This is a genomic window from Aquisalimonas sp. APHAB1-3 (assembly GCF_048323695.1).
Taxonomy (GTDB): Bacteria; Pseudomonadota; Gammaproteobacteria; order Nitrococcales; family Aquisalimonadaceae; genus Aquisalimonas.
In genome coordinates, this window is sequence record NZ_JBLWFT010000001.1 from 729,408 (window position 1) to 752,870 (window position 23,463).

Genomic DNA, 23,463 nt, shown 5'->3' on the forward strand with positions numbered 1-23,463 from the left:
GGCGCGTGGACGACAGCCGTCGGGAAGTACTTTACTGGGAGCGCCTGCGTGCGATTGCCGCCGAACACGGCGAGCAGATTGCGCGCATGTTCCGCCTGCGCCCGGGCTACCTGGAAGCCGACGAACTCGCCATTGTCCTGAACTTCGCCCTCGGCCGTACTCTTGACCCGCTGCACACGGAGGATGCCCCACTTGCTGCCGAGGCAGTACTGGAAGGTCTGACCGCCCTGCCCCCCGAATCATGCCACCCGCGCACCGCCGTGGACGCGTTGGTCTGGTACGACCGTGGCGCCTCTCAGGGTCGCCGCGTTCCGACGGTGGTGGCCCAGGGGGCGCTGTTTCAGCCATCCATCGAGCAGGCATTCCGCGACAGGCGTCGGGAGCGCACCGGCCACAGCATGCGCTGTCTGGTGGAGAACCAGCGGGAACTCGCCCGGGCAGTGGATGGCCTGGTGGACGCACTGGGGGAGCCTGGCGGGAACCAGGCGTCCCGCTCAGCGCTACGGGCAAACATGAAACGGATCCAGAGCCTGCTGCGCTCCAGCGAATGGCATGCCCGGGCGGCGGCGGCCTGGGCGGTCAAGAACGGCTTTGCAATGGACGGAATCAGCCAGGCGCTGTTCCGGCTGCTGCTGCGGCCTCTGCGCCGAATGGGGCGTCTGATGACGGCCCTGGAGACGCACCTCGACATTCCGCAGGATCAACGTTGCTCACCACGGATCAACCGCGTCAGCCGCCGTGTTCTGCTGGAACTCATGGACGCCGCGGCCATCGAATGCGAGCTGGAGGCTTCCGGTTGCATTCCCGCCGGAAGCAGCACAGGATAATTGCCCCACCTACGGCGACCACGGACAGCAATAGGGAGCGGGATCATGACCGAGTCAGATCGCAACCAGGGACGCAGCCATCACCTCCTCCAGGAGCTCGAAGCAGCTTCCCGGGAACTCCACCACGCTCTTGACCGCCTGGAGACCTGGCTGAGCCACAGTCTCTATGCAACTGATGACCAGGCCGAACCCGCGGGGCGCTAAGGCGCCCTGGCCCTGCTACGCTAAGTGACAGAGGCCAGCGTCTTGTCCGCAACCGGAGGTCGACATCATGACGCACTTCGTCTGTACCGTGGAGTACCGCGATCCCGAGTCCGGCGCCATGCACCACTTCGTGCGCGAACTCAACGCCCCGGATGGTGACGCCGCAAGCGACGCAGTCACCCGTTCGTTTCTCGACGAACACGCGTCGCATGGGAGCGAACTGGAGATCGCCGAGATCGTGTGCCGGCCGGACGGGGGGCACTGACCGCCTCCTCGACTCCATGCCGGGTTGGGTGGACACGGCTCAGCGATCGCTCATCCGCTCGAAGAGCCCCGCATTAGGACAGAACTCCCGGTACCCCGTATCGGGGTATCGGCCGTCCAGCCAGCGACGGCACGAACCGGCGCGGGTACAGCGGAGGCATCGCTGAAAGGCAATATCGGCCTCAGGGGTCAGGCTATCGCTCTCCGCTGGTGGAACGGTCCCTCCTGATACCGCCTCCCACATGCGCTCCATCAGCATTGCACGCTGGTCGGCACGCGCCAGTTCGCCGCCGTCGGTATGACTTGTCATGATGCCTCCGCAGCCAGCAGCACTCGGTTTACCAATCTTCTCAGCTCAGATGCCGAGGTATGCCTTCTGTACATTTTCGTCATTGAGGAGCGCCTGCCCTTTGCCTTCCATGACAACGGAGCCGGTCTCGAGAACATAGGCATAATCGGCAATACCCAGAGCCAGAGAGGCGTTCTGTTCCACAAGAAATACGGTAATCCCCTCGCTTCGCAGGCGGGCAATCGTCGCAAAGATCTCTTCCACAAGCAGCGGCGCCAACCCCATGCTCGGCTCATCCAGAAGTAGAAGCTTCGGTTTCGCCATCAATGCACGGCCAATCACGAGCATCTGCTGCTGGCCTCCGGACAGGGTTCCTGCCGGGAGCTTTCGCTTTTCCTTCAGGACGGGGAACTGTTGATACACCGCCTCCAGATCCTCGGCCAGGGGCTCCCGGCGGGAGCGGGTGTAGGCCCCAAGCATGAGATTGTCTTCCACGGACATGGGTCCGAACACCTGTCGCCCTTCCGGTACCTGGGCGATGCCCGCCTTCACGCGTCGCGCCGGCGTCTGCTGGGTGATGTCCTGCCCGCGAAACCGGATCGAACCGTCACGCGGACTCTCCAGCCCGGAGATGGTCCGCAACAGCGTGCTCTTGCCCGCGCCGTTGGCGCCCACCAGGGCCACCAGATGCCCTTCCGACACTTCGAGGCTGATCGCATCCAGCGCCTGAACAGGACCATAGAACGTGCTGATCCCGGAAATCTCCAGAACTGCCGGAGCCACGTTGGCACTGTCACTCGTCATACCGGTCTCAGCCTCGCCGCGGATATCCGCCACGGCACTCGCGTTCATCATTGTCATGGCCGTTACTGCTCCTGTTCCGATCACGCCGCCGCACCAAGGTATGCAGCAATCACGTCAGGGTGGTTACGGATTTCCTGCGCAGTGCCCTCGGCAAGCTTTTCGCCGTAATTGAGAACGACGATATGCGAGGAGATATTCATGACCAGTTTCATGTCATGTTCCACCAGAACGACAGTCACGCCATCTTTGTTGAGGTTGTGAATCAGCTTCTCGATGGCCGCCGTCTCGTTGGCATTCAGACCGGCGGCCGGCTCATCCAGCAGCAGTAGCTCCGGGTCCGCGGCCAGCGCCCGTGCAATTTCCAGGCGCTTCAGTGCGCCGTAGGGCATCGCCGTCGTCTCGTGATGCACATACTGGCCCAACCCCACGTACTCCATGAGTTCGGCCGCCCGCTCCCGGCATCGTTTGTCGGCGCGCCGCATGTGCGGCAACCGTAGCATTGAGGACACGAAGCTTGTCGGAAGCCCCAGGTGGGCCCCGAGCATGACGTTCTCACGGGCCGTCATGTTCAGGCATAGCTGCAGGTTCTGGAACGTACGACTCATCCCGAGTGCCGCTCTCCTGTGAACCGGCATTCCAGACAGGTCCTGGCCGCCGAGGAGCACCCGCCCTGTCGTGGGCTGGTATACCCCGGTGATCAGGTTGAACAGGGTCGTCTTTCCCGCCCCGTTGGGCCCGATCACCGAATGCACGCCACCGCGACTGACTTCGAACGAGAGATTCTCGATGGCCCGCAGGCCGCCGAACTTCTTCGTCATTGATTCGACTTTCAGCATGCTCATCCCAGCACCCTCCGGATCAGGCCGTGCAGCGTGGGCACCAGCCCCTTCGGCATGAAGATCATCACCAGCATCAGCACCAGGCCGTACATGAGCCACTCGTACTCGGCAAAGACCACCAGGTACTGGGGGAGCAGGGTCAGCAGCAAAGCACCCACCACCGCTCCGACAAGCGATGCCATGCCCCCCAGGACAACCATGACGACCAGCTCGATGGAGTGCATGAATCCTGCCTGGCTGGGCGTGATGAACCCCGAGTAGAAGGCGTACAGCCCGCCCATGAGAGCGGCGACCCCGGCCGAGAGCACGAACACCAGGGATTTGTAGTGGTTCACGTTGATACCGGAATTGTCAGCCGCCACCTCGGACCCGTGCAGAGCGCGCAAGGCACGGCCAACCGGGGAGTCGGTGATATTGACTGCGATCCAGTACATCAGCACCAGAATGGCGGCGAGAACCCAGTACCACACCAGTTCATCAAAGACCGTGTACCCGAAGACCTCCAGGGGGGCGACACTCATGCCGTCCGGTCCACCGGTGAGCCAGGACTCCTGCGTCAGAATCAGATAGATGATCATGCCGAGGCCCAGCGTCGCCATGGCCAGGTAATACCCCTTGAGCCGCAGGATCGGCCGCGCCATGACCGCAGCAATCAGCACCACCAGCCCCACGCCCGCCGCCAGCGCAAGCAGCGCCGGCCAGTCGTGTTGCGTGGCGAGAATCGCCGTCCCGTAGCCGCCGAGACCAAAGAAGGCAGCGTGTCCCAGACTCACCTGTCCGGCATACCCCACCAGCAGGTTCAGGGCGATGACCACGGTGGCGTTGATCAGCACCAGAATGGCCATGTCGAACTGGTACAGTCCGTCAATGAACAGCGGGGTGATCAGCAGCGCCACCACCAGGGCAGCGAAACCACCGTAGCGGGCCGAGAACACCACGTCCTTCCAGGTCTGTACCCGGGCCCCCGGAGCGAGGGCGACCGCGTCACCGGTTGTTTCCACACTGTTGGCACTCATCGTAGATGACTCCCCGGGCAGACTAGACGCGCTCCACGCCGCGTTGACCGAACAGGCCACTGGGCATGAAGAACAGAATGAGCAGAATGAGCACGAAAGCGACGGCGTCCTTGTAATCCGAGGAGATATAGCCCGCCATCATCGCTTCGGTGATGCCGAGAATGAGGCCGCCGGCCACCGCACCGACAAAGCTGCCAAGCCCGCCGAGCACTGCGGCAACGAAGCCCTTGAGACCGAGCATCACGCCCATTTCGTAGTGTGTGAAGGTGATCGGGGTCATGATCACGCCGGCCACGGCGCCCAGCGCACCGGCCAATCCGAAGCTCACCAGCAACACGACGCTGGTGTCGATGCCCATCAGTTTCGCGGCGTCACTGTTGTAAGACGTCGCCAGCACCGCCTTGCCAAGCCGTGTGCGCGTGAAGAAAAGCCCCAGCGCCACCACGATGGCCACGGTAACGCCGATAACCCACAGACTCTGCGGAACCATGACGACCCCGAGAAAGCGGATTGGCGCATCACCGGTGAACCCCGGCATGGAGAAATAGCCTGTGCCCCAGAGCACCTGCGCGACACCTCGCAGGAAAAGAGCAGCACCGACCGTGATGATGATGAGCTGGATGGCGTCCGCGTTCTTTGCAGGCTGTATCCCACCCTTGTAGAGCAACACGCCCGTAAGACCGCCGATCCCTACGGCCAGCAACAACGCCAGTGCCATCGGCACACCCGCCGCCATGATGAATACTGCGGACATGCCGCCGACCATGACGAAATCGCCCTGAGCGAAGTTGATGACGTGGCTGGCGTTGTAGACTAGACAGAATCCCAGCGCCACCAGCGCGAAGGTCGACCCGATGGTAATCCCGGTTACGAGATACTGAAGAAACTCACCCATGCTGTGCGTTCCCCTGGCAGCAGAAACACGATGCCCCGTGCCCGGACGGGCACGGGGGCATCGACATCAGTCCTCGATCAGGGACCAGGTACCGTCCTTGATCTCCACCATCCGGAAGCTGGTCTCGATATCCAGGCCCATGTGGTCTTCCGGCGTCATGTTGAACGTCCCGGTGACCCCGTCGAAATCCGAGGTGGACTCCAGCGCGTCACGCACTGCATGCGGGTCCGTGGTACCGGCGCGCTCAATGGCGTCCACGGCGATCATCAGGGCGTCGTAGGCGTACCCGCCGAACGCCGATGGGCGCTCCTCGTATTCCGCCTCGTAGGCTTCCAGGTAATCCATCGACGGCGCCTTCTGCGGATCATCCTCGGGGAGAATGTCGGCGACCAGGATCGGAGATACCGGAAGGCGGACCCCCTCCGCGGCCGAACCGGCCAGCTCCAGGAACCCCTCGGACGCAACCCCGTGGGACTGATACAGCGGCCGGTCGATACCGAGGTTGGCATAGTTGCGCGTCACGATTGCCGGGGCCTGACCAAAGTCGAAGTTGAAGATGGCCTCGACGTCCTCATTCCCGCGAATGCGCGTGAGCTGCGCGGTCATGTCGGAATCATCCGGGGAATACGTCTCGTCCATGACGATCTCGATACCGAACTCGTCGGCCACGTCGCGGGCCTGTTCCCGCCCGGAGGCGCCGAAACCGCCGGTACCGGAGATGAGCCCGACCTTGGTGATTCCCCGGCGTTCCATGTCGGCAAACACCTGGCGGGCCGCCATGCGATCCGTCTCCGGCGTCTTGAACACCCATTCCTTGACCGGGTCCACCACCACCACGGCACCGGCCAGGCTGATGAACGGGGTCTCCTGTCGCTGGAACAATTCCACCGCAGCCATGGTGGCGCCGGTGGTGGTACCACCGATAACAATGTCGGACTGGTCCTGAGCGATCAGCCGGCGGGCGAAGGTTCGGGCCTGCCCGGCCTCCCCGTGGTCGTCGTAGTACTGCCACTCGACATCACGGCCCAGAACGCCACCATCTTCATTGATCTTGTCCACGAAGAGCCGCAGCGTATTGCGCTGTGGATCCCCCAGATAAGATGCCGGACCACTGGCAGAGAGAAAGGAGCCGATTCGGACGGGATCATCGGCCATGCCCTGAGCGGGCAGCCCAATCATGGCGGCCGCCAGCGCGGCCACCGGGAGGGTTTTCTTCATCATGTTGCTTCTCCTCGGTCATTATGTGTCGTTGATCTCCTGGCTCTTCACGGCCCTGGGAGTATGTCGCCGAGCCACAGGCTGGCCGACGACGTATCGGCGCTACTGGTCGTAGTCGACCACCACACGACTCGAAACCGGAAGGCTCTGGCAGGTCAGAATGTAGCCCGCCTCCACCTCGTAATCCTCGAGAGCGTAGTTCACGTCCATCTCCACCTCGCCTTCGACCAGACGGGCACGACAGGTGGAGCACACCCCGCTCTTGCAGGAGTGAGGCAACTCGGCGCCGACACTCATGCCGCCGTCGAGGACGGACTCGGTATTCCTGGCCAGTTCGAATTCGTACCGCTGGCCGTCCACGCGCACTTCCACCTGCACCATGGAGTGATCGATGCTCGTATCCTGGGCACGCTGTCGCCGCCGCTCCAGCGCCTCCCCCGGTGCGGTGAACAGCTCATAGTGGATCCGGTCCCGGGGAACGCCGGCCTCCCGGAGCGTCTCCGAAACCGCCTGGATCATGGGTTCGGGGCCACAGATGACACATTCGTCCACGTCATCCCGAATCCAGTGCTGCAGCAGTTCCCGACACTTGTCCCCGTCGATATGACCGTGGAACAACCCGATATCCGTTTGCTCGCGGCTCATCACCGGCACCATGGTAAAACGCCCCATGTACTCGTTCTTGATGTCCTCCAGCTGCTCACGGAAGATCATGTTCTGCGCGGAACGGTTGCCGTAGACCAGGGTGAAGCTGCTGCGCGGCTCCGCAGCCAGCCCCTCACGGATCATGGACATGATGGGGGTGATGCCGCTGCCCGCCGCCACAGCCAGGTAATGCTTGCGATTGTCCGGACTGAAACGCAGCACGAAGCTCCCTTCCGGAGGCATCACCTCGAGCACGTCACCGGCCTTCAGCCTCTCGTTGGCGAAGGTGGAGAACACGCCCTGGGGATCCCGCTTCACCGCTACGCGAATCTCCCCGTCCCGCGGCGCCGTGCAGATGGAATAGGTCCGCGTCACCGATTCGCCGTCGATAGTCGCGCGCATGGCAAGGTGCTGCCCCGGCAGAAACTCGAAGTATTCACGCTCTGCATCGGGAACCTCGAGCCGCAGGGACACTGCGTCCCTTGTTTCACGACGCACCTCGTTGACGGTGAGTTGGTGATACTTGGCCATGACTTGCATTCTCCCCCGGCACCCGGGCGTCTGTGGCGCGCCTAGATGCACTTGAAATAGTCGAACGGCTCGAGACAGTCTTCGCAGCGATACATGGCCTTGCAGGCCGTCGAGCCGAATTCACTGGTCCTGGATGTGCGCTCCGATCCGCACTGCGGGCAGGCCACGGTGTCCGGTTCACCGAACAATGCGCTCTTGCGCTGCGCCTTGCCCGCCGGTGGAGCGATCCCGTAGGCCAGGAGCTTGGCGCGCCCATCCTGGCTCAGCCAGTCCGTGGTCCACGCCGGAGACAGCACCTCTTCCACCCGTACCCGTTCCACGCCCTGCTCGCGCAGCGCCCGCACAATCTCCATGCGAATGGCCATCATGGCCGGACACCCGCTGTAGGTCGGCGTGATGGTTACTGTCACGCCATCTTTCCCGTGTCGAACGTCGCGCAGAATGCCCAGATCCTCGATGGTCAGAACCGGAATTTCCGGGTCGGTGACCTGGGTCAGCCATTCGCGGATCTGGGCCTCGGAAGCAACCATGATCACTCTCTTACCAGCGTGCGTCCGGATAGGACCTGGGCAGATGCTGCATCTCCGCCAGGATGTATCCCAGATGCTCGGTATGACGGCCCTGCTTGCCCCCCTGCTGCATCCAGCTCTCGTCCGGAAGGGTCAGGGTGGCCTCCTCCGTCACCGCCCGGACCCGGTCGTGCCAGGACCGGGCCACCTGCTCCAGATCAGCACCCACACCGGCCTCGAGCAGGGCATCATCCACGTCATCCGGCGTCAGCATTTCGCCGGTATACATCCACAGATCATCCAGGGCTGCCTGTATCCGCTGGTGGCTCTCCTGCGTGCCGTCACCCATGCGGATGACCCACTCACTGCTCCGCCGTACGTGATACTCCACTTCTTTCACCGACTTGGCGGCGACCTCGCGGATCCCTTCGTGTGCCGAGCCCGACAACTGCTGGAGCAGCGGGTAGTGGTAGGCGTCGAACAGGAACTGCCGCATGATCGTGTAGGCGTAATCCCCGTTGGGACGCTCGGTGATCAGGACATTGCGGTAATCGAAGGCATCGCGGAAATAGGCCAGCCGATCCGCATCCCGGCCCTGAGCCTCCAGTTCGCCGGCAAGGCTCAACCAGGAGCGCGCCTGGCCCACCAGGTCCAGCGCGACGTTGCCGGTCGCCATCTCTTCCTCCAGGACCGGCGCGTGGCCGAGCCAGGCCGAAAGCCGCTGCCCCAGGATCAGATCACTGTCCCCCAGGCGCAGCAGGTATTCGAACTGTTGTTGCTCTCGCGTGTTCACTGCGCTACTCCCCTGCTGCAGCCCACCGTCACATGTTCTCCACGTCCGACGGGACGTCGTAGAACGTCGGGTGGCGATAGACCTTGTCCTCGCTGGGATCGAACAGCATTCCCTTGTCACCGGGTGCTGACGATACGATCTGCACCGACGGAACCACCCAGATGCTCGCACCCTCGTTCCGGCGCGTGTAGACGTCACGGGCGTTATTCATCGCCATCTCCGCGTCCGTGGCATGGATGCTGCCGACGTGCTTGTGCGAGAGCCCGTGCTTGCTGCGGATGAACACTTCCCACAGCGGCCAGTCCTTACTCATCACATTCCCTCCGGATCCGTTCTTCAGGCAGCAGCGCGCCGCTTCTGCCTCTTCTCCGCGTGGGCACGGGCCGCTTCCCGAACCCATGCACCGTCCTCGTAGGCCGTGCGTCGTGCCGCAAGACGCTCGCGGTTGCACGGACCATTGCCGTTGACCACATTCCAGAACTCGTCCCAGTCGATCTCGCCGATCTCGTAATGGCCGGTCTCCTCGTTCCAGCGAAGATCGGGGTCGGGGATCGACAGCCCCAGGTAATGGGCCTGTGGCACGGTCTGGTCGATGAACCGCTGACGGAGTTCGTCGTTGGTGTGGCGCTTGATCTTCCAGGCCATGGATTGCTGCGTGTGCACGGAGTCGCCGTCGGCCGGCCCGAACATCATCAGCGACGGCCACCACCAGCGGTTCAGCGCATCCTGCGCCATGGCCTTCTGCTCTTCGGTGCCATTGACCATCTCAAGCAACAGCTCGTACCCCTGGCGCTGATGGAAGCTCTCCTCCTTGCACACCCTCACCATGGCTCGGGCATAGGGACCGTAGGAGCAACGGCACAGCGGCACCTGATTCATGATGGCGGCGCCATCCACCAGCCAGCCGATGGCGCCGATGTCCGCCCAGGTCAGGGTGGGATAGTTGAAGATGCTGGAATACTTGGCCCGTCCGTCATGGAGCGCATCCAGCAGATCGTCCCGGCTGGCACCCAGGGTCTCCGCGGCGCTGTAGAGATAGAGGCCGTGCCCCGCTTCGTCCTGGACCTTGGCCAGCAGAATCAGCTTCCGGCGCAGGCTGGGCGCACGGGTAATCCAGTTCCCCTCCGGCAACATGCCCACGATCTCCGAATGCGCGTGCTGGGAGATCTGGCGCACCAGGGTCTTCCGGTATTTCTCCGGCATCCAGTCCTTAGGCTCAATGCTGATCCCCTCGTCGATACGCGCCTGGAACGCACGCTCCTGCTCGGAGGCGTCCTGCCCCCCTTTTTGACCGTCTGACCCGGTATCCACGAACTGGCTGTACATGCAAACCTCCTCGGCAAGGAACTGGGCCACCCCAGGCAAACCTACGTGATACATTTACTATTTTTGCAGTATAGACTTGTGTGTCACGTTTTCAAGCACTACTCACGGTGCGGTGCAACACCGAAACACCGAAAACAAGGCACTGTTTTTATTTATTTTTATTGCAAAAAAACGAACACAAAGACATCCATAGGGCGCATTCCAACCAGTCGTGTTACAACAAAAACTCGGACGTGTGACACATCATCGTGTCACACACGAGCCCAACTGGATGCACACACCTTCGGGGAACGGACAGGATGAAACAGCGGAGTGGCGGGGGCGTTACCAACCTTCTCGGGAGTATTGTCAGGCAGCCGTGCCGGTGCCCGGGCCATGACGTTCATCGCCCCCGGAGGAAAGCAGGCCACCGAAGCGCTTGTAGAAGTAAGGGGCGGGCTCGGGAAGGGGACCCTCCGCAGTGCGGAGCACACTGCTGAGGTGCGCCTCGGCATGACGAAAGGTCAGACGGTAGAGGTTGCGGCAAAGCAGGCGTGCTGCTGCTCCGCTCCACTCTGCCGGCAACACATCCTCCGGGAGCTGCGGGTCACGCAACAGCAGACGGCGGATTTCGTGAATCAGGAGCGTACGCACCAGAAAACACTGCTCCGGATCCAACCGCTTCGCCGCGCTCATGGATCGCCAGACGGGACGAAAGCGCTCCAGAAAATGGGCATACTGTTCACTGAGTTCGTCCAGACTCCAGACATCACGCACGAGCCGGTTCATGGGCCGCGAGGTCGGCAAGCCCTCATGCTGGGCGCGCATGACGATGGCCTCTTCAGACAAGTCCAGGTCCTGCAACGTGGCGGTCACGGCCTCGCGCGGCGGCAATGGATGCGCGAGCACGCCCGGGGCGAGGACACCGAACCCCAGGTTGCCCAGCTCCCGACGCAATGCCTCGCGATCGGACGCCGGAACCCCGGAGGTCAGCACCAGCATCCACTCTCCGTCCCATTCGTGGCGAGGTTCGTGATAGACCCTCTGATAGGCCTTGTCGAAGCTCCTCCAGCCCCGGCGGGTCAGACTGTAATAACTGCGTCGACCGATCTGCGAGGACGTCAGCCACCCCTCCTTGGAGAGGCGATTCACCGACGTCCGCACCAGGCGATCCCCCAGGCCGAGAGGTTTGAGCAGCTGGATCAGACTGCCCAGCCAGACGGTGCCACCGCGCGGAGCAATGGCGTCCCCGTAAACCGTGATGATCAGCGAGCGGGCGCGAATAGGCCGCTCGACCGTCAAGCGCTCTACCAGCTCATTTACCGCCTTCTTTGTGGACATGCCTTCCTCACATCACGGCTGCGATGCTCGCGCGGCCGAACGATACCATAACGGAGCGTCAAGCCCTGAACGGGCCTCCTTGCAACACGGCGGCGAGCAGAGCACACAGCTCAATCCATCCAGAGCAGGCTCATGCCTTGGGTCGCAGGTCCACCACGCGCTTGGCCTTGCCCTGGGAGCGCTCCACTGCACCGACGTCCACGATCTCCACGGCGGCCGTGACCCCGACGTAGGACTTGATGGCGTGCGCCAGCTCCTGCGCAAGCACCTTCCGGTCCGCTTCCGTCAACTGACCGAGGCCCGGCTGAGGCTCTACACGCACGGAGAGGCTGTCGACGTTCCCGTCGCGCCACACCTCCAACTGGTAATGGGGTGCCAACTTGCCGTGCTCGCAGATGCGCTCCTCGATCTGCGACGGGAACACGTTCACACCGCGGATGATCAACATGTCGTCGCTGCGCCCGGTGATGCGGTCCATCCGGCGCATGGAGCGGGCCGTCCCCGGCAGCAGGCGGCTGAGGTCCCTGCTGCGATACCGTATGATCGGGAAGGCCTCCTTGGCCAGGCTGGTGAACACCAGCTCGCCTTCCTCTCCGTCGGGGAGCACTTCACCGGTGTCCGGATCGATGATCTCGGGGTAGAAATAGTCTTCCCAGATGGTGGGCCCATCCTTGGTCTCCAGGCATTCCTGGGCCACGCCGGGCCCCATCACCTCGGAGAGCCCGTAGATGTCCACCGCATCGATACCCATACGGGATTCGATTTCCTGGCGCATGGCGTCGGTCCAGGGCTCGGCGCCAAAGATACCCACACGCAGGGAAGACTTCCGGGGATCCAGGCCCTGGCGCTCGAATTCATCGGCGATATTCAGCATGTAGGACGGCGTCACCATGATCACCGTGGGCTTGAAATCCTGGATGAGCTGCACCTGCTTCTCGGTCTGCCCCCCGGACATGGGAATGACTGCGCACCCCAGGCGCTCGGCGCCATAGTGAGCGCCCAGCCCCCCGGTGAAGAGGCCGTAGCCGTACGAGACCTGAACGATGTCGCTGGACGTCACGCCCGCGGCACGCATGCACCGGGCAACCAGATTCGCCCACATGTCCACGTCATTCTGGGTGTAGGTGACCACCGTGGGTCGCCCCGTGGTGCCACTGGAGGCGTGAATGCGCACCACGTCCTGCATGGGCGTCGCAACCATGCCGAAGGGATAGTTGTCCCGGAGGTCGTTCTTCATGGTGAACGGGAAACGGGCCAGATCGTCCAGCGACTCCAGGTCCGACGGGTGAACGCCAGCGGCGTCAAAGCTCTGGCGGTAGAACGGCACGTTTTTGTAGGCGTGATTCAGGCTCCAGCGCAGGCGTTGTAGCTGTAGCGCCCGCAGCTCGTCCACACTGCATGTCTCTACCGACTCCGGGATGCCACTGACCTGCTTGACTGCGTTCATGGTGATGCTTCTCCTCGTAATTCATATCTGGCGGTCTGCGCCGCCATGGCCATCGGGCTGCTCCGCTTGAGGACGGATCAACGCCCGGCGTCATCCAGCTCCAGGCCGTCAACCAACTGCCCATGAAGCGTGTACGACCGCCCCCGGAACAGGGCGACCAGGTCGCCGGCCTGGTTCGTCACGGTCGCATCATAGACGCCGGTGCGCCCGGACCGACTGCGCTCCTCTGCAATGGCTGTCAGCAGATCCTCCTCACGCGCGGGAGCGAGGAACTCGATGGTGCCACTGGATGCGACGGTCAGCCGGTTCGACCAGTTACAGGCGAACGCGAAGGCCGAGTCCGCCAGCGTGAATATGAGCCCGCCGTGGCAGCTGGCATGCCCGTTCAGCATGTCCTTCCGAACGGACATGGATATGCGCGCGTACCGCGGCGCGACCTCTTCGATGGTCATGCCCAGGGCCCGGGAAGCGTAGTCGTCACGCCACATCGCCTCGGCGCAGCGGCGCGCCATCTCCGGTGCGGGGACCTGTTCGGTGACACTCTGCTCCTCGCTCATGGGATTCTCCCTTACCGCCCCGTGAACTCGGGCTTACGCTTCTCCATGAAGGCGGTCACCCCCTCACGATAGTCGGCCGTACGGCCGCACGCCCGCTGAAGGTCCCGCTCCAGGTCCAGCTGCTCATCCAGGGTGCTGGTCCAGCTCGCCGCCAGCGCCTGCTTGATGTGCGCGAGCCCTCGGGTGGGCTGCCGCGCGAAATGCTCCAGCAGATCCTCCGCCTCGCGCTCCAGCGCGTCATCGTCCACCACTCGCCAGATCATGCCCCACTGCTCCGCCTGTTCGGCGGACACCTTCCCGCCCAGCATGCTCAGTGCCATGGCGCGGGCATGCCCGACCAGCCGCGGCAGATGCCACGTTCCTCCGGAGTCCGGAACCAGGCCAATATTGCAGAACACCTCGGCGAACTTCGCCGATCGGGCGGCAAGCACAATGTCACAAGCCAACGCGATGTTGGCCCCGGCGCCTGCGGCGACCCCGTTCACCGCGCAGACCACCGGGACCGGCAATGCCCGGAGCCGGCGGATCATCGGGTTGTAGTAACGCTCCAGAGACTCGCCGAGGTCCGGAACCTGGTCTCCGGGCGCCACGCTGCGGTCGGAGAGATCCTGACCGGCACAGAAGGCGCGCCCGCGACCCGTGACCAACAGAACCCGCAGGCCTTCCGTTCGCTCGAGCACGTCCAGCGCCTGCTGGATCTCCTCGTGCATCTCCACGTTGAAGCTGTTGAGACTGTCCGGCCGGCTGAGCGCGAGCCGCCCGATTCCGGACTCCACGGAGAACTCGATCGTTTCGAATGCCACGGCTGCTCCTCCCCCGGGTCCGTGCGGTGGACCCTGCTTGTTGACGGTGCTTAATGCACCTTACCGCACTCCACAAATTAGATACAAGTTGGCCGTTGACATGGTGTGTTTATGTATCACACTACAACACCACAAGATCGGAAAGCACACGTTATCGTGTGCTGCAACGGTTCTCCAAGTGATGCAAACATATGATATTTATGTTTTTTATCACGATATAGCGAACATCAGAGAACGATGACTGAATTTGTTACAGAAACGATGCGCTGCACAATCGATTATGTTTATTCACATGCTATCCCTTAGTGAGCGGGCATGGTGATCACCCGAGGAGGAGTCATGACGCAGTCCTACTACGAAAAGCACCGGCAAACCCTGGAAAAAGCCGTTGAGGCATCCCGGACCCGCGAATTCTGGAGCCCCTACCCGGAGGCGCCGAGCGGCAAGGTCTACGGCGAAGACGCCCCGGCCGCCGGTGAAGCCGCCTTTCAGGCGCGCCTGAACAAACCCATGGCGCTGGAAATGCCTGGCATCGAAGGGGAGATCGGCGCCGAGCGGTCGCCGTACGGATTCGATCTGGGCATCACCTACCCGAAGGTGGACCCGGACACCCTGCTCACGGCCATGGAGGATTCACTGCGGGCCTGGCGTGACGCCGGCCCGGAGACCCGCGCCGGCGTCTGCCTGGAGATCCTGCATCGACTGAACCAGCGCAGCTTCGAACTGGCTCACGCGGTCATGCACACCACCGGCCAGGCCTTCCCCATGGCGTTCCAGGCCGGCGGCACCCACGCCCAGGATCGCGGCCTGGAGGCCGTGGCGTACGCCTTCGAAGCCATGACCCGCCATCCGGGGCAGACGCACTGGACCAAGCCCCAGGGCAAGCGCGACCCGCTGGAGATGGACAAGAACTTTCACGTGATCCCGCGTGGCCTGGCGCTGATGATCGGCGTTTCCACGTTCCCCACCTGGAACGGATACCCGGGCCTATTTGCCAGCCTGGCGACGGGCAACCCGGTCGTGGTCAAGCCCCACCCGCACACCATTCTGCCCCTGGCCATCACCGTGGAAGTCTGTCAGGAGGTGCTCAAGGAGGCGGGCTTCGATCCCTGGATCGTGTCCATGATCGCCGACACCCGCGAAGCGCCGGTCACCAAGGAACTGGCACTGGACCCGCGCATCCAGGTCATCGATTTCACCGGCAGCTCGGCCTTCGGCGAGTGGCTGGAGCAGAACTGCCACCAGGCGCAGGTTTACACGGAGAAAGCGGGGGTCAACAGCATCGTTATCGACTCCACCGACAACCTCAAGGCCATGAGCCAGAACCTGGCTTTCTCCCTGAGTCTCTACTCCGGTCAGATGTGCACCACGCCGCAGAACCTGTTCATTCCGCGGGACGGCATCGACACCGACCAGGGTCACCTGAGCTTTGACGAGGTGGCCGAGGCCCTGGCCACCGGCGTCAGCAAGTTCCTGTCGGACAACGACCGCGCGACGGGGGTTCTGGGCGCCATCCAGGCACCGGTCACCGCGGAGCGGATCGACCAGGCCCGGACCCTGGGCCGGGTGGTACTGGACTCCGAGTCACGGGAGCACCCGCAGTTCGACGGCGCCCGGATTCGCACGCCGCTGATTCTTGCGGTGGACGCCGCCGACGAGAACGCCTACCAGCGGGAGCTGTTCGGCCCGATTTCCCTGTTGATCGCCACGGACAGCACCGAGGACAGCATCCAGCGCGCCAAGACACTGGCACGCAGCAAGGGTGCCATGACGTGGGCGGTCTACAGCACCCGCGAGGCAACACTGGGCGCCATGCGGCAGGCAGCGCTGGATGCCGGGGTCTCCCTGTCTGAGAACCTGCTCGGCGGCGTATTCGTCAATCAGACAGCGGCCTTCAGCGACTACCACGGCACCGGTGCCAACCCTGCCGCCAACGCCGCCCTGTGCGACGCCGCGTTCGTGGCCAACCGGTTCCGGGTGGTGCAGACCCGTCGCCACGCCGCCTGACGGAACCACGGGGAGACCATCATGCCAAGCTATGCCATCGACGGTATCCGCCCGGTCATCCACCCGGACGCATTCGTGCACCCCACGGCCGTACTCATCGGCGACGTTATTGTCCGCGCCGGCGTCTACGTCGGACCCTGCGCGGCTCTGCGGGGTGACTTCGGGCGCCTGGTTCTGGAGGAAGGCAGCAACCTTCAGGATACCTGTGTCATGCATGGTTTCCCCGGTACCGACACCCTTGTCGAGGCGGCAGGCCATGTCGGCCATGGCGCCGTTCTGCACGGCTGCCACATTGGCGAGAACGCCATGGTAGGGATGAACAGCGTGATCATGGACAACGCCGTGGTCGGTGAGGCCGCCATCGTGGCGGCCGGCGCCTTCGTCAAGGCGAACAGCCGGATCGAGGCCCGGCATCTGGCGGTGGGTAGCCCGGCCAAGGTGGTGCGCGCCCTCTCCGACGACGAGATCGCCTGGAAGAGCGAGGGCACACGCACCTATCAGGCCCTGGCGGCGCGCTCTCTCGCCTCCATGGTGGAGGTGACGCCGCTGAACGAACCGGAGCCCGATCGCCCCCGGCTCAACGTCTCGGAGCACGAGCCCTTGTTTGCCCGGCGCGGCGAATCCGGGGGCTGACCACCGGAGAGCGCTCCCATGGACTACCAGCACATCGCTGTCACCACCCATGATCGGGTGGGCGAAATCAACCTGAACCGCCCGGAGGCCATGAATGCCCTGTGCGCAGAGCTGATGAACGAGGTGGGCGACGCGCTGCGGGGGTTCGCAAGGGACGACGCCATCAACGCCGTGCTCATCACCGGGCAGGATCAAGCCTTCGCCGCCGGTGCGGACATCAAGGACATGGCCCAGCTCAACTGTGTCGAAGCCGTGCAGGACGACTTTCCCTTCTCCGCCTCCGGCTGGACCGACCTCAAGGAGTTCCGCAAACCGGTCCTCGCCGCCGTGGCCGGCCACTGTCTCGGGGGCGGCTGCGAACTCGCCATGAGCTGCGACTTCATCGTGGCCGCGGATACGGCACGGTTCGGGCAGCCGGAGGTGCGCCTGGCCATCATGCCCGGCGCCGGCGGCACCCAGCGCATGGCGAGGGCCGTGGGCAAGGCACGCGCCATGGAACTGTGCCTCACCGGCCGCACCATGGATGCCGAAGAGGCGCTCCAGGCCGGGTTGGTGGCCTACATCACCCCGGCCGGAACCCTCCATGCGGACGCCCTGGCCACCGCACACCGGATTGCTGCACACTCGAGCATGAGTACGCGACTGATCAAGGAATCCATCAATCAGGCCTTCGAAATGCCCCTGTCCAGCGGGCTACTGTTCGAGCGCCGCATGTTTCAGGTCTGTTTCGCCAGCGAAGACCGAACCGAAGGCATGAACGCCTTCATCGACAAGCGGGCACCGATCTTCCGCGACCGCTGAGCTGGGGCGGCGACCGCGGAAGTCCGACGGCATGGCCCGCCACAACGGGAGTGCGCGGATGAGTACGCGCAACATGGATGCCCTGTTCAAGCCACGCTCCATCGCGCTGCTGGGCGCGAGCCGCACGCCGGGTTCCATCGGCGCCGTGCTCGCCCGTAACCTGTTCAACTCGGGCTTCCAGGGCCCCATCCTCCCCGTACACCCGCGACACAGAGCCGTCCAGGGGGTGCTCTCCTACCCGGATGTAAGCGCCCTGCCCGTCACGCCGGACCTGGCGGTGATCGCCACCCCGGCGGAGAGCGTTCCGGACCTGGTGGCCGAGCTGGGCGCTCTGGGAACCCGTGCCGCAGCGGTAATCAGCCGCGGCCGGCCCGGGCGCCCCGGTGCGGAGTGGCGGCAACGGGTGCTGGACGCCGCGCGCCCGCACATGCTCCGGGTCATGGGCCCCAACGGTCTGGGCGCCATCGTCCCCCATGCCGGCCTCAATGCCAGCGTTTCGCACATGCAGGCAGAGCCGGGGGGCATCGCCTTCGTCACCCAGTCCGGTGCCATCATGACCTCCATCATCGACTGGGCGGCCAACCACGGAACCGGTTTTTCCCATCTGGTGGCGCTCGGTGACATGGGCGACGTGGACTTCGGCGACATGCTCGACTACCTGGTCGCCGACGAGCACACGCGCGCCATCCTCCTGCACGTGGAGGTCATCACCAACGTACGCAAGTTCATGTCCGCCGCCCGGGCCGCCGCCCGCATGAAACCGGTCATCGTCATCAAGGGCGGCCGCCACGTGGAGGCGGCGCGGGCCGCCGAATCCCACACCGGCGCGGTGGCGAGTTCCGATGCCGTCTACGATGCCGCGTTCCGGCGCGCGGGCATGCTGCGCGTCCACAATCTCGACGAGCTCTTCTCCGCGGCAGGGACCCTGGGCCTGAGCGGGGTTCCCACTGGCGAGCGCATGGCCATTCTCAGCAACGGTGGTGGCATGGGCGTGATGGCCACGGACACCTTCCTGGACAGCGGCGGCGTGCTGGCGGAGCTCAGCGAGGAGACTCTGGCCCGACTGGACACCGTGCTCCCGACAGGCTGGGCACGGGAGAACCCCGTGGACATCATCGGCGATGCGCCGGGCTCCCGCTACGCCGCCAGCCTGGAAGTGCTGATGGAGGCACCGGAGGTGGACGCCGTGCTGGTCATCAACTGCCCGGTGGCCATTGCCGATTCCGAGGACGCTGCCATCGCCGTGGCCGACTGCGTCGCGGAGCAGGACCGCCGCTGGGGCAAACACCGGATGGTGCTGACCAGCTGGGTGGGGGAAGCCACCGCGGCCGTCGCCCGCGACCATCTCAGCCAGCATGGAGTGCCCACGTTCCGCACCCCGCTCATGGCCACCCGCGCCTTCATGCAGATGCTCGAGTACCGTCGCAACCAGGAGGAGCTGCTGGAGACGCCGCGACCGCTGCCAGAAGACACCGAGCCAGATATCGCCAGCGCCCGGGCGATCATCCGCGCCGCCCGCGACACGGAACAGGAATGGCTGAGCGAGGATATCTCGAAGCAACTGCTGACCGCCTTCGACATTCCGGTGGTGGAGACCCGCCCCGCGTCCACCCCGGAGGCTGCCCGCGGGATCGCAGCCACCATGTCCAGCCCCTGGGTGGTTAAGCTGCGCTCCCGTAGCGTGCTGCACAAGACGGAGCTGGACGGTGTCGCCCTGAACCTGGAGACGCCTGACGCGGTGGAGGCCGCCGCCCGGAGCATGCAGGGGCGCCTGCCACCCGAAGACGACGCCGGCTTTACCGTACAGCGAATGGTGGACCCCACGGACAGCTATGAGCTCTTCGCCGGAGTTATCGATGACGACCAGTTCGGCCCGGTCATCCTGTTCGGTGAAGGCGGCGTTGCCGTGGACGTTATCGGGGACCAGGCCACGGGCCTGCCGCCCCTGAACATCAAACTGGCCCGGGACCTCATTGCCCGTACCCGAATCTACCGTCAGCTCCGGGGCCGGGGCAGCCTCAAGGCGGTGGACCTGGATGCGGTGGCCCTGACCCTGATCCGCCTGTCACGCCTGGTGGTGGAGCTCCCGGAAGTGCGCGAACTGGACCTGAACCCGGTCCTTGCGGGCCCCCGCGGAGTCACGGTACTGGACGCACGCGTGCGCATCGCCCCCGACACCGGCGCCGGCGCGGCCCGGCTGGCGATCCGCCCCTACCCCCGGGAGCTCCAGGAGGAGATTACGCTTGCCGACGGGCGCACACTGCAACTGCGCCCGATTCTGCCGGAGGACGAGGGCGAGCTGATCCGCACCTACTCCAGCCTGACCCCGGACGAGCTGGAGCTGCGGTTCTTCGTCTCCAGTCAGAAGTTCACACACCTGACCACGGCGCGCTCCACCCAGATCGACTACGACCGCGAGATGACCTTCGTGCTCACCGACCCCGGAGTGCCCGGTGAAAGCCGGGTCCATGGCGTCGTCAGCGCTGCCACCGACCCGGACAACCACAGCGCCGAGTTCGCAATCATCATTCCCCAGACCATGACAGGCCAGGGACTGGGGCGGCTACTCATGGAGCGAATCATCACCTACTGTCGCCAGCGCGGCACCCACATCCTCTTCGGGGAGGTGCTGAAGGAGAACACGCGCATGCTGAAGCTCTGTCGGCGGTTGGGCTTCCGTAAGCGAACCTCCCCGCGCTACCCACAGATCTATCTGGTCGAGCTGGAACTGCAGACGGAGCAGGCGCTTCAGACAACCTGAGCCGCGGCATGGGCCGAAGCCCAGGCCCACTGGAAGTTGTGGCCGCCCAGATGCCCGGTCACGTCCACCACCTCGCCAACGAAATAGAGATCGGGCAACACCCTGCTCGCCATGGTCTTCGACGACAGCTCGCGGGTATCGACGCCGCCAAGGGTGACTTCCGCCGTCGCATACCCCTCCGTGCCCTCGGGGTGAATGCGCCAGGCCCGGCAGGCGGCGATGGCCGCGTCCACATCCGCGTCGGAGAGTGTGCCCACGGGCGCGTCCGGCAGACCCTGCTCGCACCACCGCGCGGCAACGCGGCGGGTGAGGTGGTGGGCCAGCAGGGTCCGGAGACGCAGCCTCGGGCGCTCCTGCCGCGCGGCCTGCAGCGCCGCCTCCAGCTGGCCGTCCGGATCCAGATCGATGGTGACCGGTTGGCCCTCCCGCCAGTACGAGGAAATCTGCAGTGTCGCAGGCCCGCTCAGCCCCTTGTGGGTAAACAGGATATTCTCCCGGAATGCTGCCGTGCCGGCTTCGGTCACTGCGTCCAGGGAGACGCCGGCGAGATCGCTGTAGCGCCGCTGTTGCCGGCGCCCGAACACGAACGGAACCAGGCCGGCGCGCATGGGCACGATGTTCAGCCCCCGCTCGCACGCCAGCTGCTGGCCGAAATCGGTCGCGCCCATGCGCGGGATCGACAGTCCGCCTGTGGCGATGACCAGGGACTCGGCGGAGAGGGCGCCCGCGCTGGTCGCCAGGTGGAACGGACCATCGCCGGTGACGGACTCTACACTGGTCCGGGTCAGGATCTGCACATCACCGCGCCGGCATTCCCGCAGCAACATGTCGACAATGTCCCGCGCCTTGTTGTCGCAGAAGAGCTGGCCGAGCTTTTTCTCGTGCCAGGGAATGCCGTGGGACTCGACCAGGGCGATGAAATCCCAGGGGGTGTAACGGCTCAGCGCGGACTTGGCGAAGTGCGGATTGGCCGAGAGGAAGTTCTCGGGCTCCGAGTACATGTTGGTGAAATTGCACCGCCCGCCGCCGGACATGAGAATCTTGCGGCCCACCTTGCTGGTATGCTCGATCACCAGTACACGCCGCCCGCGCTGCCCCGCCAGGGCCGCGCAGAAGAGGCCGGCGGCGCCGCCGCCGATGATCACCACATCCCAGTGCGTCATGAGACCGTGTCTTCCTCCACGGCGGCGACGCTCTGCTGTTGATGCCACAGCGCCGCATAGACGCCGTTCGTCGCCAGCAACTGATGGTGGTCGCCCTGCTCCACCACGCGCCCCTGATCCAGAACGACGATGCGGTCGGCGTCCATGATCGTGGACAGCCGGTGGGCGATGGCAAGCGTGGTCCGCTGCCGGGCCACGGTGTTCAGGGCGCTGAGAATGGCCTGCTCCGACGCGGAGTCCAGTGACGATGTGGCCTCGTCCAGCACCAGAATGGGCGGGTCCTTCAGCAGCACCCGGGCGATGGCGATGCGCTGCTTCTCGCCACCCGACACCTTCAGGCCCCGCTCGCCGACCACAGTATCGAGCCCGTCGGGCAACCGTGCGACGAAATCATCCAGATCGGCAAGATGGATGGCGCGGCGCACCTCCGCTTCGGTGGCATCCGGGCGGCCGTAGGCCACGTTGTAGTAGATCGTGTCGTTGAACAGCACCGTGTCCTGGGGCACAACCCCGATGGCTGCGCGCAGGCTGTTCTGGGACACATCGCGCACATCCTGGCCATTCACCGTGATGGCGCCGCTGGTCACGTCGTAGAAGCGGAACAGCAGGCGGGCGACGGTGGACTTGCCTGCACCGCTGGGGCCAACCACGGCCACCTTGGCGCCTGCGGGAATGGTGAAACTCACACCCTCCAGAATCCGGCGCTCCGGCTGATAGGCGAATCCGACATCGCGGAAGGCAACAGCACCGCCATCCGGCTGCAGTTCGGCCGCATCCGGGCGGTCCCGGACGCCCGCCTCCTCGCCCAGCAGCCCGAACATCCGCTCGATGTCCACCAGCGCCTGACGAATCTCCCGGTAGACGAACCCCAGCACGTTCAGGGGCATGAACAGCTGGATCATGTAGGCGTTCACCATCACCAGATCACCCATGCTCATGGCATCGGTCGTCACCTGGTAGGCGGCCATGGCCATCATGATGGTAATCGCCGCGGCGATGATCAGCGCCTGTCCCGAATTGAGCGCGGCCAGGGACAGCCGGTTCTTCATGCGCGCGGACTCCCAGGCGGCCAGGTCGCGGTCGTACCGCTCGGCTTCATACCCCTCGTTGTTGAAGTACTTCACCGTCTCGTAGTTGAGCAGGCTGTCCACGGCGCGGGTGTTGGAGCGGTTGTCCATGGTGTTGGCCTCGCGCACGAAACGCGTCCGCCACTCGGTGACCACCACGGAGAAGGCGATGTAGACCACCACGGCGGCAACCACTGTCACCACGAAGCCGGGGCTGAAGGCGATGAACAGGATCACCGCCACCATGGTGATCTCCAGCAGCGTCGGCACGATGTTGAACAGCATGAACCGCAGGAGAAAGCTCATGCCATTGGTGCCGCGTTCGATGTCCCGTGCCAGAGCGCCGGTCTGGCGCGACAGGTGGAACGAGAGCTGGAGCTTGTGCAGGTGGCGAAACACTTCCAGCGAGGCCCGCCGCATGGCGCGCTCTGCAACGCGGGCGAAGACGGCGTCACGCAGCTCGCCGAAGAACGTGGCGCAGAACCGCAGCAGGCCGTACCCCACTACCAGGGCGATCGGCACCACCAGCAGCATGTCCTGGCCGCCCTCCTCGAGCGTATCCACCAGATACTTCAGGGCCACGGGCACCAGTACATTGGCCACCTTGGCCAGCACCAGGCAGATCACGGCGATGATCACTCGCCCGCGAAACTCGAACAGATACGGCAGCAGACTGCGGATGATGCGCCAGTTCGGGCGCCTGCCGGCGTCGGCTTCGGTTGTTCGTGAGGAGCGCATGCGTGT

The 23,463-nt window shown here is 64.4% G+C and carries 24 protein-coding genes; 7 read left to right on the top strand and 17 right to left on the bottom strand.

The window, feature by feature from the left end; genetic code table 11:
• Positions 1 to 5 precede the first annotated feature (5 nt).
• The 3 genes from ACNSTU_RS03380 (at position 6) to ACNSTU_RS03390 (ending at position 1,296) form a co-directional block, all read left to right on the top strand.
• Positions 6 to 827, top strand: coding sequence for a hypothetical protein (locus ACNSTU_RS03380; protein ID WP_290635037.1), 822 nt, complete (start codon positions 6 to 8; stop codon positions 825 to 827).
• 45 nt (positions 828 to 872) lie between these two features.
• On the top strand, positions 873 to 1,031 hold the full coding sequence (locus ACNSTU_RS03385) for a hypothetical protein (RefSeq protein WP_290635039.1): 159 nt from the start codon (positions 873 to 875) through the stop codon (positions 1,029 to 1,031).
• Between the two features lie 67 nt (positions 1,032 to 1,098).
• Positions 1,099 to 1,296 (top strand): hypothetical protein, encoded by a 198-nt coding sequence (locus ACNSTU_RS03390; RefSeq protein WP_290635041.1) that lies wholly within the window; start codon positions 1,099 to 1,101, stop codon positions 1,294 to 1,296.
• 39 nt (positions 1,297 to 1,335) lie between these two features.
• Here ACNSTU_RS03390 and ACNSTU_RS03395 read toward each other — a convergent pair whose 3' ends face one another.
• From ACNSTU_RS03395 to paaG, 15 genes are all read right to left on the bottom strand, one after another.
• A complete protein-coding gene (locus ACNSTU_RS03395; protein ID WP_290635043.1) occupies positions 1,336 to 1,605 on the bottom strand; it encodes a DUF6455 family protein in 270 nt (89 codons plus the stop codon).
• A gap of 45 nt (positions 1,606 to 1,650) precedes the next feature.
• Positions 1,651 to 2,388: an ABC transporter ATP-binding protein gene (locus ACNSTU_RS03400; protein ID WP_366213992.1), complete on the bottom strand. Its 738-nt coding sequence runs from the start codon at positions 2,386 to 2,388 to the stop codon at positions 1,651 to 1,653.
• An 80-nt stretch (positions 2,389 to 2,468) separates the two neighbouring features.
• Entirely contained in the window at positions 2,469 to 3,230 is a 762-nt protein-coding gene (locus tag ACNSTU_RS03405; protein ID WP_290637436.1) for an ABC transporter ATP-binding protein, read from the bottom strand.
• The gene (locus ACNSTU_RS03410) at positions 3,227 to 4,243 is read right to left on the bottom strand and encodes a branched-chain amino acid ABC transporter permease (RefSeq protein WP_290635049.1); all 1,017 of its coding nucleotides are present in this window, start codon (positions 4,241 to 4,243) and stop codon (positions 3,227 to 3,229) included. Before ACNSTU_RS03410 ends, ACNSTU_RS03405 begins: the two co-directional genes overlap by 4 nt.
• Before the next feature lie 22 nt (positions 4,244 to 4,265).
• Positions 4,266 to 5,138, bottom strand: coding sequence for a branched-chain amino acid ABC transporter permease (locus ACNSTU_RS03415; RefSeq protein WP_290635051.1), 873 nt, complete (start codon positions 5,136 to 5,138; stop codon positions 4,266 to 4,268).
• 66 nt (positions 5,139 to 5,204) lie between these two features.
• Positions 5,205 to 6,359: an ABC transporter substrate-binding protein gene (locus ACNSTU_RS03420; RefSeq protein WP_290635053.1), complete on the bottom strand. Its 1,155-nt coding sequence runs from the start codon at positions 6,357 to 6,359 to the stop codon at positions 5,205 to 5,207.
• 99 nt (positions 6,360 to 6,458) lie between these two features.
• Complete coding sequence (gene paaE / locus ACNSTU_RS03425; RefSeq protein ID WP_290635055.1) at positions 6,459 to 7,532, bottom strand: 1,2-phenylacetyl-CoA epoxidase subunit PaaE; 1,074 nt, start codon at positions 7,530 to 7,532, stop codon at positions 6,459 to 6,461.
• A 41-nt stretch (positions 7,533 to 7,573) separates the two neighbouring features.
• A complete protein-coding gene (paaD, locus tag ACNSTU_RS03430) occupies positions 7,574 to 8,062 on the bottom strand; it encodes a 1,2-phenylacetyl-CoA epoxidase subunit PaaD (RefSeq protein WP_290635057.1) in 489 nt (162 codons plus the stop codon).
• Positions 8,063 to 8,072: 10 nt separating this feature from the next.
• Entirely contained in the window at positions 8,073 to 8,834 is a 762-nt protein-coding gene (gene paaC, locus ACNSTU_RS03435; protein WP_290635059.1) for a 1,2-phenylacetyl-CoA epoxidase subunit PaaC, read from the bottom strand.
• Positions 8,835 to 8,862: 28 nt separating this feature from the next.
• Positions 8,863 to 9,147, bottom strand: a complete 285-nt coding sequence (gene paaB / locus ACNSTU_RS03440; RefSeq protein WP_366213987.1) for a 1,2-phenylacetyl-CoA epoxidase subunit PaaB — start codon at positions 9,145 to 9,147, stop codon at positions 8,863 to 8,865.
• Positions 9,148 to 9,170: 23 nt separating this feature from the next.
• Complete coding sequence (gene paaA / locus ACNSTU_RS03445; protein ID WP_290635063.1) at positions 9,171 to 10,160, bottom strand: 1,2-phenylacetyl-CoA epoxidase subunit PaaA; 990 nt, start codon at positions 10,158 to 10,160, stop codon at positions 9,171 to 9,173.
• Between the two features lie 348 nt (positions 10,161 to 10,508).
• Positions 10,509 to 11,480: a phenylacetic acid degradation operon negative regulatory protein PaaX gene (gene paaX, locus ACNSTU_RS03450; protein WP_290635065.1), complete on the bottom strand. Its 972-nt coding sequence runs from the start codon at positions 11,478 to 11,480 to the stop codon at positions 10,509 to 10,511.
• Between the two features lie 130 nt (positions 11,481 to 11,610).
• Positions 11,611 to 12,927, bottom strand: a complete 1,317-nt coding sequence (paaK, locus tag ACNSTU_RS03455; protein WP_290635067.1) for a phenylacetate--CoA ligase PaaK — start codon at positions 12,925 to 12,927, stop codon at positions 11,611 to 11,613.
• A gap of 77 nt (positions 12,928 to 13,004) precedes the next feature.
• The gene (paaI, locus tag ACNSTU_RS03460; protein ID WP_290635069.1) at positions 13,005 to 13,484 is read right to left on the bottom strand and encodes a hydroxyphenylacetyl-CoA thioesterase PaaI; all 480 of its coding nucleotides are present in this window, start codon (positions 13,482 to 13,484) and stop codon (positions 13,005 to 13,007) included.
• A gap of 11 nt (positions 13,485 to 13,495) precedes the next feature.
• Positions 13,496 to 14,287 (bottom strand): 2-(1,2-epoxy-1,2-dihydrophenyl)acetyl-CoA isomerase PaaG, encoded by a 792-nt coding sequence (paaG, locus tag ACNSTU_RS03465; protein WP_290635071.1) that lies wholly within the window; start codon positions 14,285 to 14,287, stop codon positions 13,496 to 13,498.
• A 339-nt stretch (positions 14,288 to 14,626) separates the two neighbouring features.
• On the opposite strand from paaG, the gene paaN reads away from it, so the two are divergent.
• From paaN to ACNSTU_RS03485, 4 genes are read left to right on the top strand one after another with little or no spacing between them, the layout of a single operon-like run.
• A complete protein-coding gene (gene paaN / locus ACNSTU_RS03470; protein WP_290635073.1) occupies positions 14,627 to 16,294 on the top strand; it encodes a phenylacetic acid degradation protein PaaN in 1,668 nt (555 codons plus the stop codon).
• Positions 16,295 to 16,315: 21 nt separating this feature from the next.
• Entirely contained in the window at positions 16,316 to 16,927 is a 612-nt protein-coding gene (locus tag ACNSTU_RS03475) for a phenylacetic acid degradation protein PaaY (protein WP_290635075.1), read from the top strand.
• 18 nt (positions 16,928 to 16,945) lie between these two features.
• Complete coding sequence (locus tag ACNSTU_RS03480; RefSeq protein ID WP_290635077.1) at positions 16,946 to 17,728, top strand: enoyl-CoA hydratase-related protein; 783 nt, start codon at positions 16,946 to 16,948, stop codon at positions 17,726 to 17,728.
• A 58-nt stretch (positions 17,729 to 17,786) separates the two neighbouring features.
• Positions 17,787 to 20,489, top strand: a complete 2,703-nt coding sequence (locus ACNSTU_RS03485; RefSeq protein ID WP_290635079.1) for a bifunctional acetate--CoA ligase family protein/GNAT family N-acetyltransferase — start codon at positions 17,787 to 17,789, stop codon at positions 20,487 to 20,489.
• Here ACNSTU_RS03485 and ACNSTU_RS03490 read toward each other — a convergent pair.
• Entirely contained in the window at positions 20,477 to 21,652 is a 1,176-nt protein-coding gene (locus ACNSTU_RS03490) for an NAD(P)/FAD-dependent oxidoreductase (protein WP_418212094.1), read from the bottom strand. The genes ACNSTU_RS03485 and ACNSTU_RS03490 overlap by 13 nt on opposite strands.
• Positions 21,649 to 23,457: an ABCB family ABC transporter ATP-binding protein/permease gene (locus ACNSTU_RS03495; RefSeq protein ID WP_290637430.1), complete on the bottom strand. Its 1,809-nt coding sequence runs from the start codon at positions 23,455 to 23,457 to the stop codon at positions 21,649 to 21,651. Before ACNSTU_RS03495 ends, ACNSTU_RS03490 begins: the two co-directional genes overlap by 4 nt.
• Positions 23,458 to 23,463: the final 6 nt, after the last annotated feature.

Bases quoted from the DNA above. Each gene is read 5' to 3' on its own strand.
- ACNSTU_RS03385 (WP_290635039.1), top strand. From the start codon at position 873: ATGACCGAGTCAGATCGCAACCAGGGACGCAGCCATCACCTCCTCCAG.
- ACNSTU_RS03390 (WP_290635041.1), top strand. From the start codon at position 1,099: ATGACGCACTTCGTCTGTACCGTGGAGTACCGCGATCCCGAGTCCGGC.
- ACNSTU_RS03395 (WP_290635043.1), bottom strand. From the start codon at position 1,605: ATGACAAGTCATACCGACGGCGGCGAACTGGCGCGTGCCGACCAGCGT.
- ACNSTU_RS03400 (WP_366213992.1), bottom strand. From the start codon at position 2,388: ATGACGAGTGACAGTGCCAACGTGGCTCCGGCAGTTCTGGAGATTTCC.
- ACNSTU_RS03405 (WP_290637436.1), bottom strand. From the start codon at position 3,230: ATGAGCATGCTGAAAGTCGAATCAATGACGAAGAAGTTCGGCGGCCTG.
- ACNSTU_RS03410 (WP_290635049.1), bottom strand. From the start codon at position 4,243: ATGAGTGCCAACAGTGTGGAAACAACCGGTGACGCGGTCGCCCTCGCT.
- ACNSTU_RS03415 (WP_290635051.1), bottom strand. From the start codon at position 5,138: ATGGGTGAGTTTCTTCAGTATCTCGTAACCGGGATTACCATCGGGTCG.
- ACNSTU_RS03420 (WP_290635053.1), bottom strand. From the start codon at position 6,359: ATGATGAAGAAAACCCTCCCGGTGGCCGCGCTGGCGGCCGCCATGATT.
- paaE (WP_290635055.1), bottom strand. From the start codon at position 7,532: ATGGCCAAGTATCACCAACTCACCGTCAACGAGGTGCGTCGTGAAACA.
- paaD (WP_290635057.1), bottom strand. From the start codon at position 8,062: ATGGTTGCTTCCGAGGCCCAGATCCGCGAATGGCTGACCCAGGTCACC.
- paaB (WP_366213987.1), bottom strand. From the start codon at position 9,147: ATGAGTAAGGACTGGCCGCTGTGGGAAGTGTTCATCCGCAGCAAGCAC.
- paaA (WP_290635063.1), bottom strand. From the start codon at position 10,160: ATGTACAGCCAGTTCGTGGATACCGGGTCAGACGGTCAAAAAGGGGGG.
- paaX (WP_290635065.1), bottom strand. From the start codon at position 11,480: ATGTCCACAAAGAAGGCGGTAAATGAGCTGGTAGAGCGCTTGACGGTC.
- paaK (WP_290635067.1), bottom strand. From the start codon at position 12,927: ATGAACGCAGTCAAGCAGGTCAGTGGCATCCCGGAGTCGGTAGAGACA.
- paaI (WP_290635069.1), bottom strand. From the start codon at position 13,484: ATGAGCGAGGAGCAGAGTGTCACCGAACAGGTCCCCGCACCGGAGATG.
- paaN (WP_290635073.1), top strand. From the start codon at position 14,627: ATGACGCAGTCCTACTACGAAAAGCACCGGCAAACCCTGGAAAAAGCC.
- ACNSTU_RS03475 (WP_290635075.1), top strand. From the start codon at position 16,316: ATGCCAAGCTATGCCATCGACGGTATCCGCCCGGTCATCCACCCGGAC.
- ACNSTU_RS03480 (WP_290635077.1), top strand. From the start codon at position 16,946: ATGGACTACCAGCACATCGCTGTCACCACCCATGATCGGGTGGGCGAA.
- ACNSTU_RS03485 (WP_290635079.1), top strand. From the start codon at position 17,787: ATGAGTACGCGCAACATGGATGCCCTGTTCAAGCCACGCTCCATCGCG.
- ACNSTU_RS03490 (WP_418212094.1), bottom strand. From the start codon at position 21,652: ATGACGCACTGGGATGTGGTGATCATCGGCGGCGGCGCCGCCGGCCTC.
- ACNSTU_RS03495 (WP_290637430.1), bottom strand. From the start codon at position 23,457: ATGCGCTCCTCACGAACAACCGAAGCCGACGCCGGCAGGCGCCCGAAC.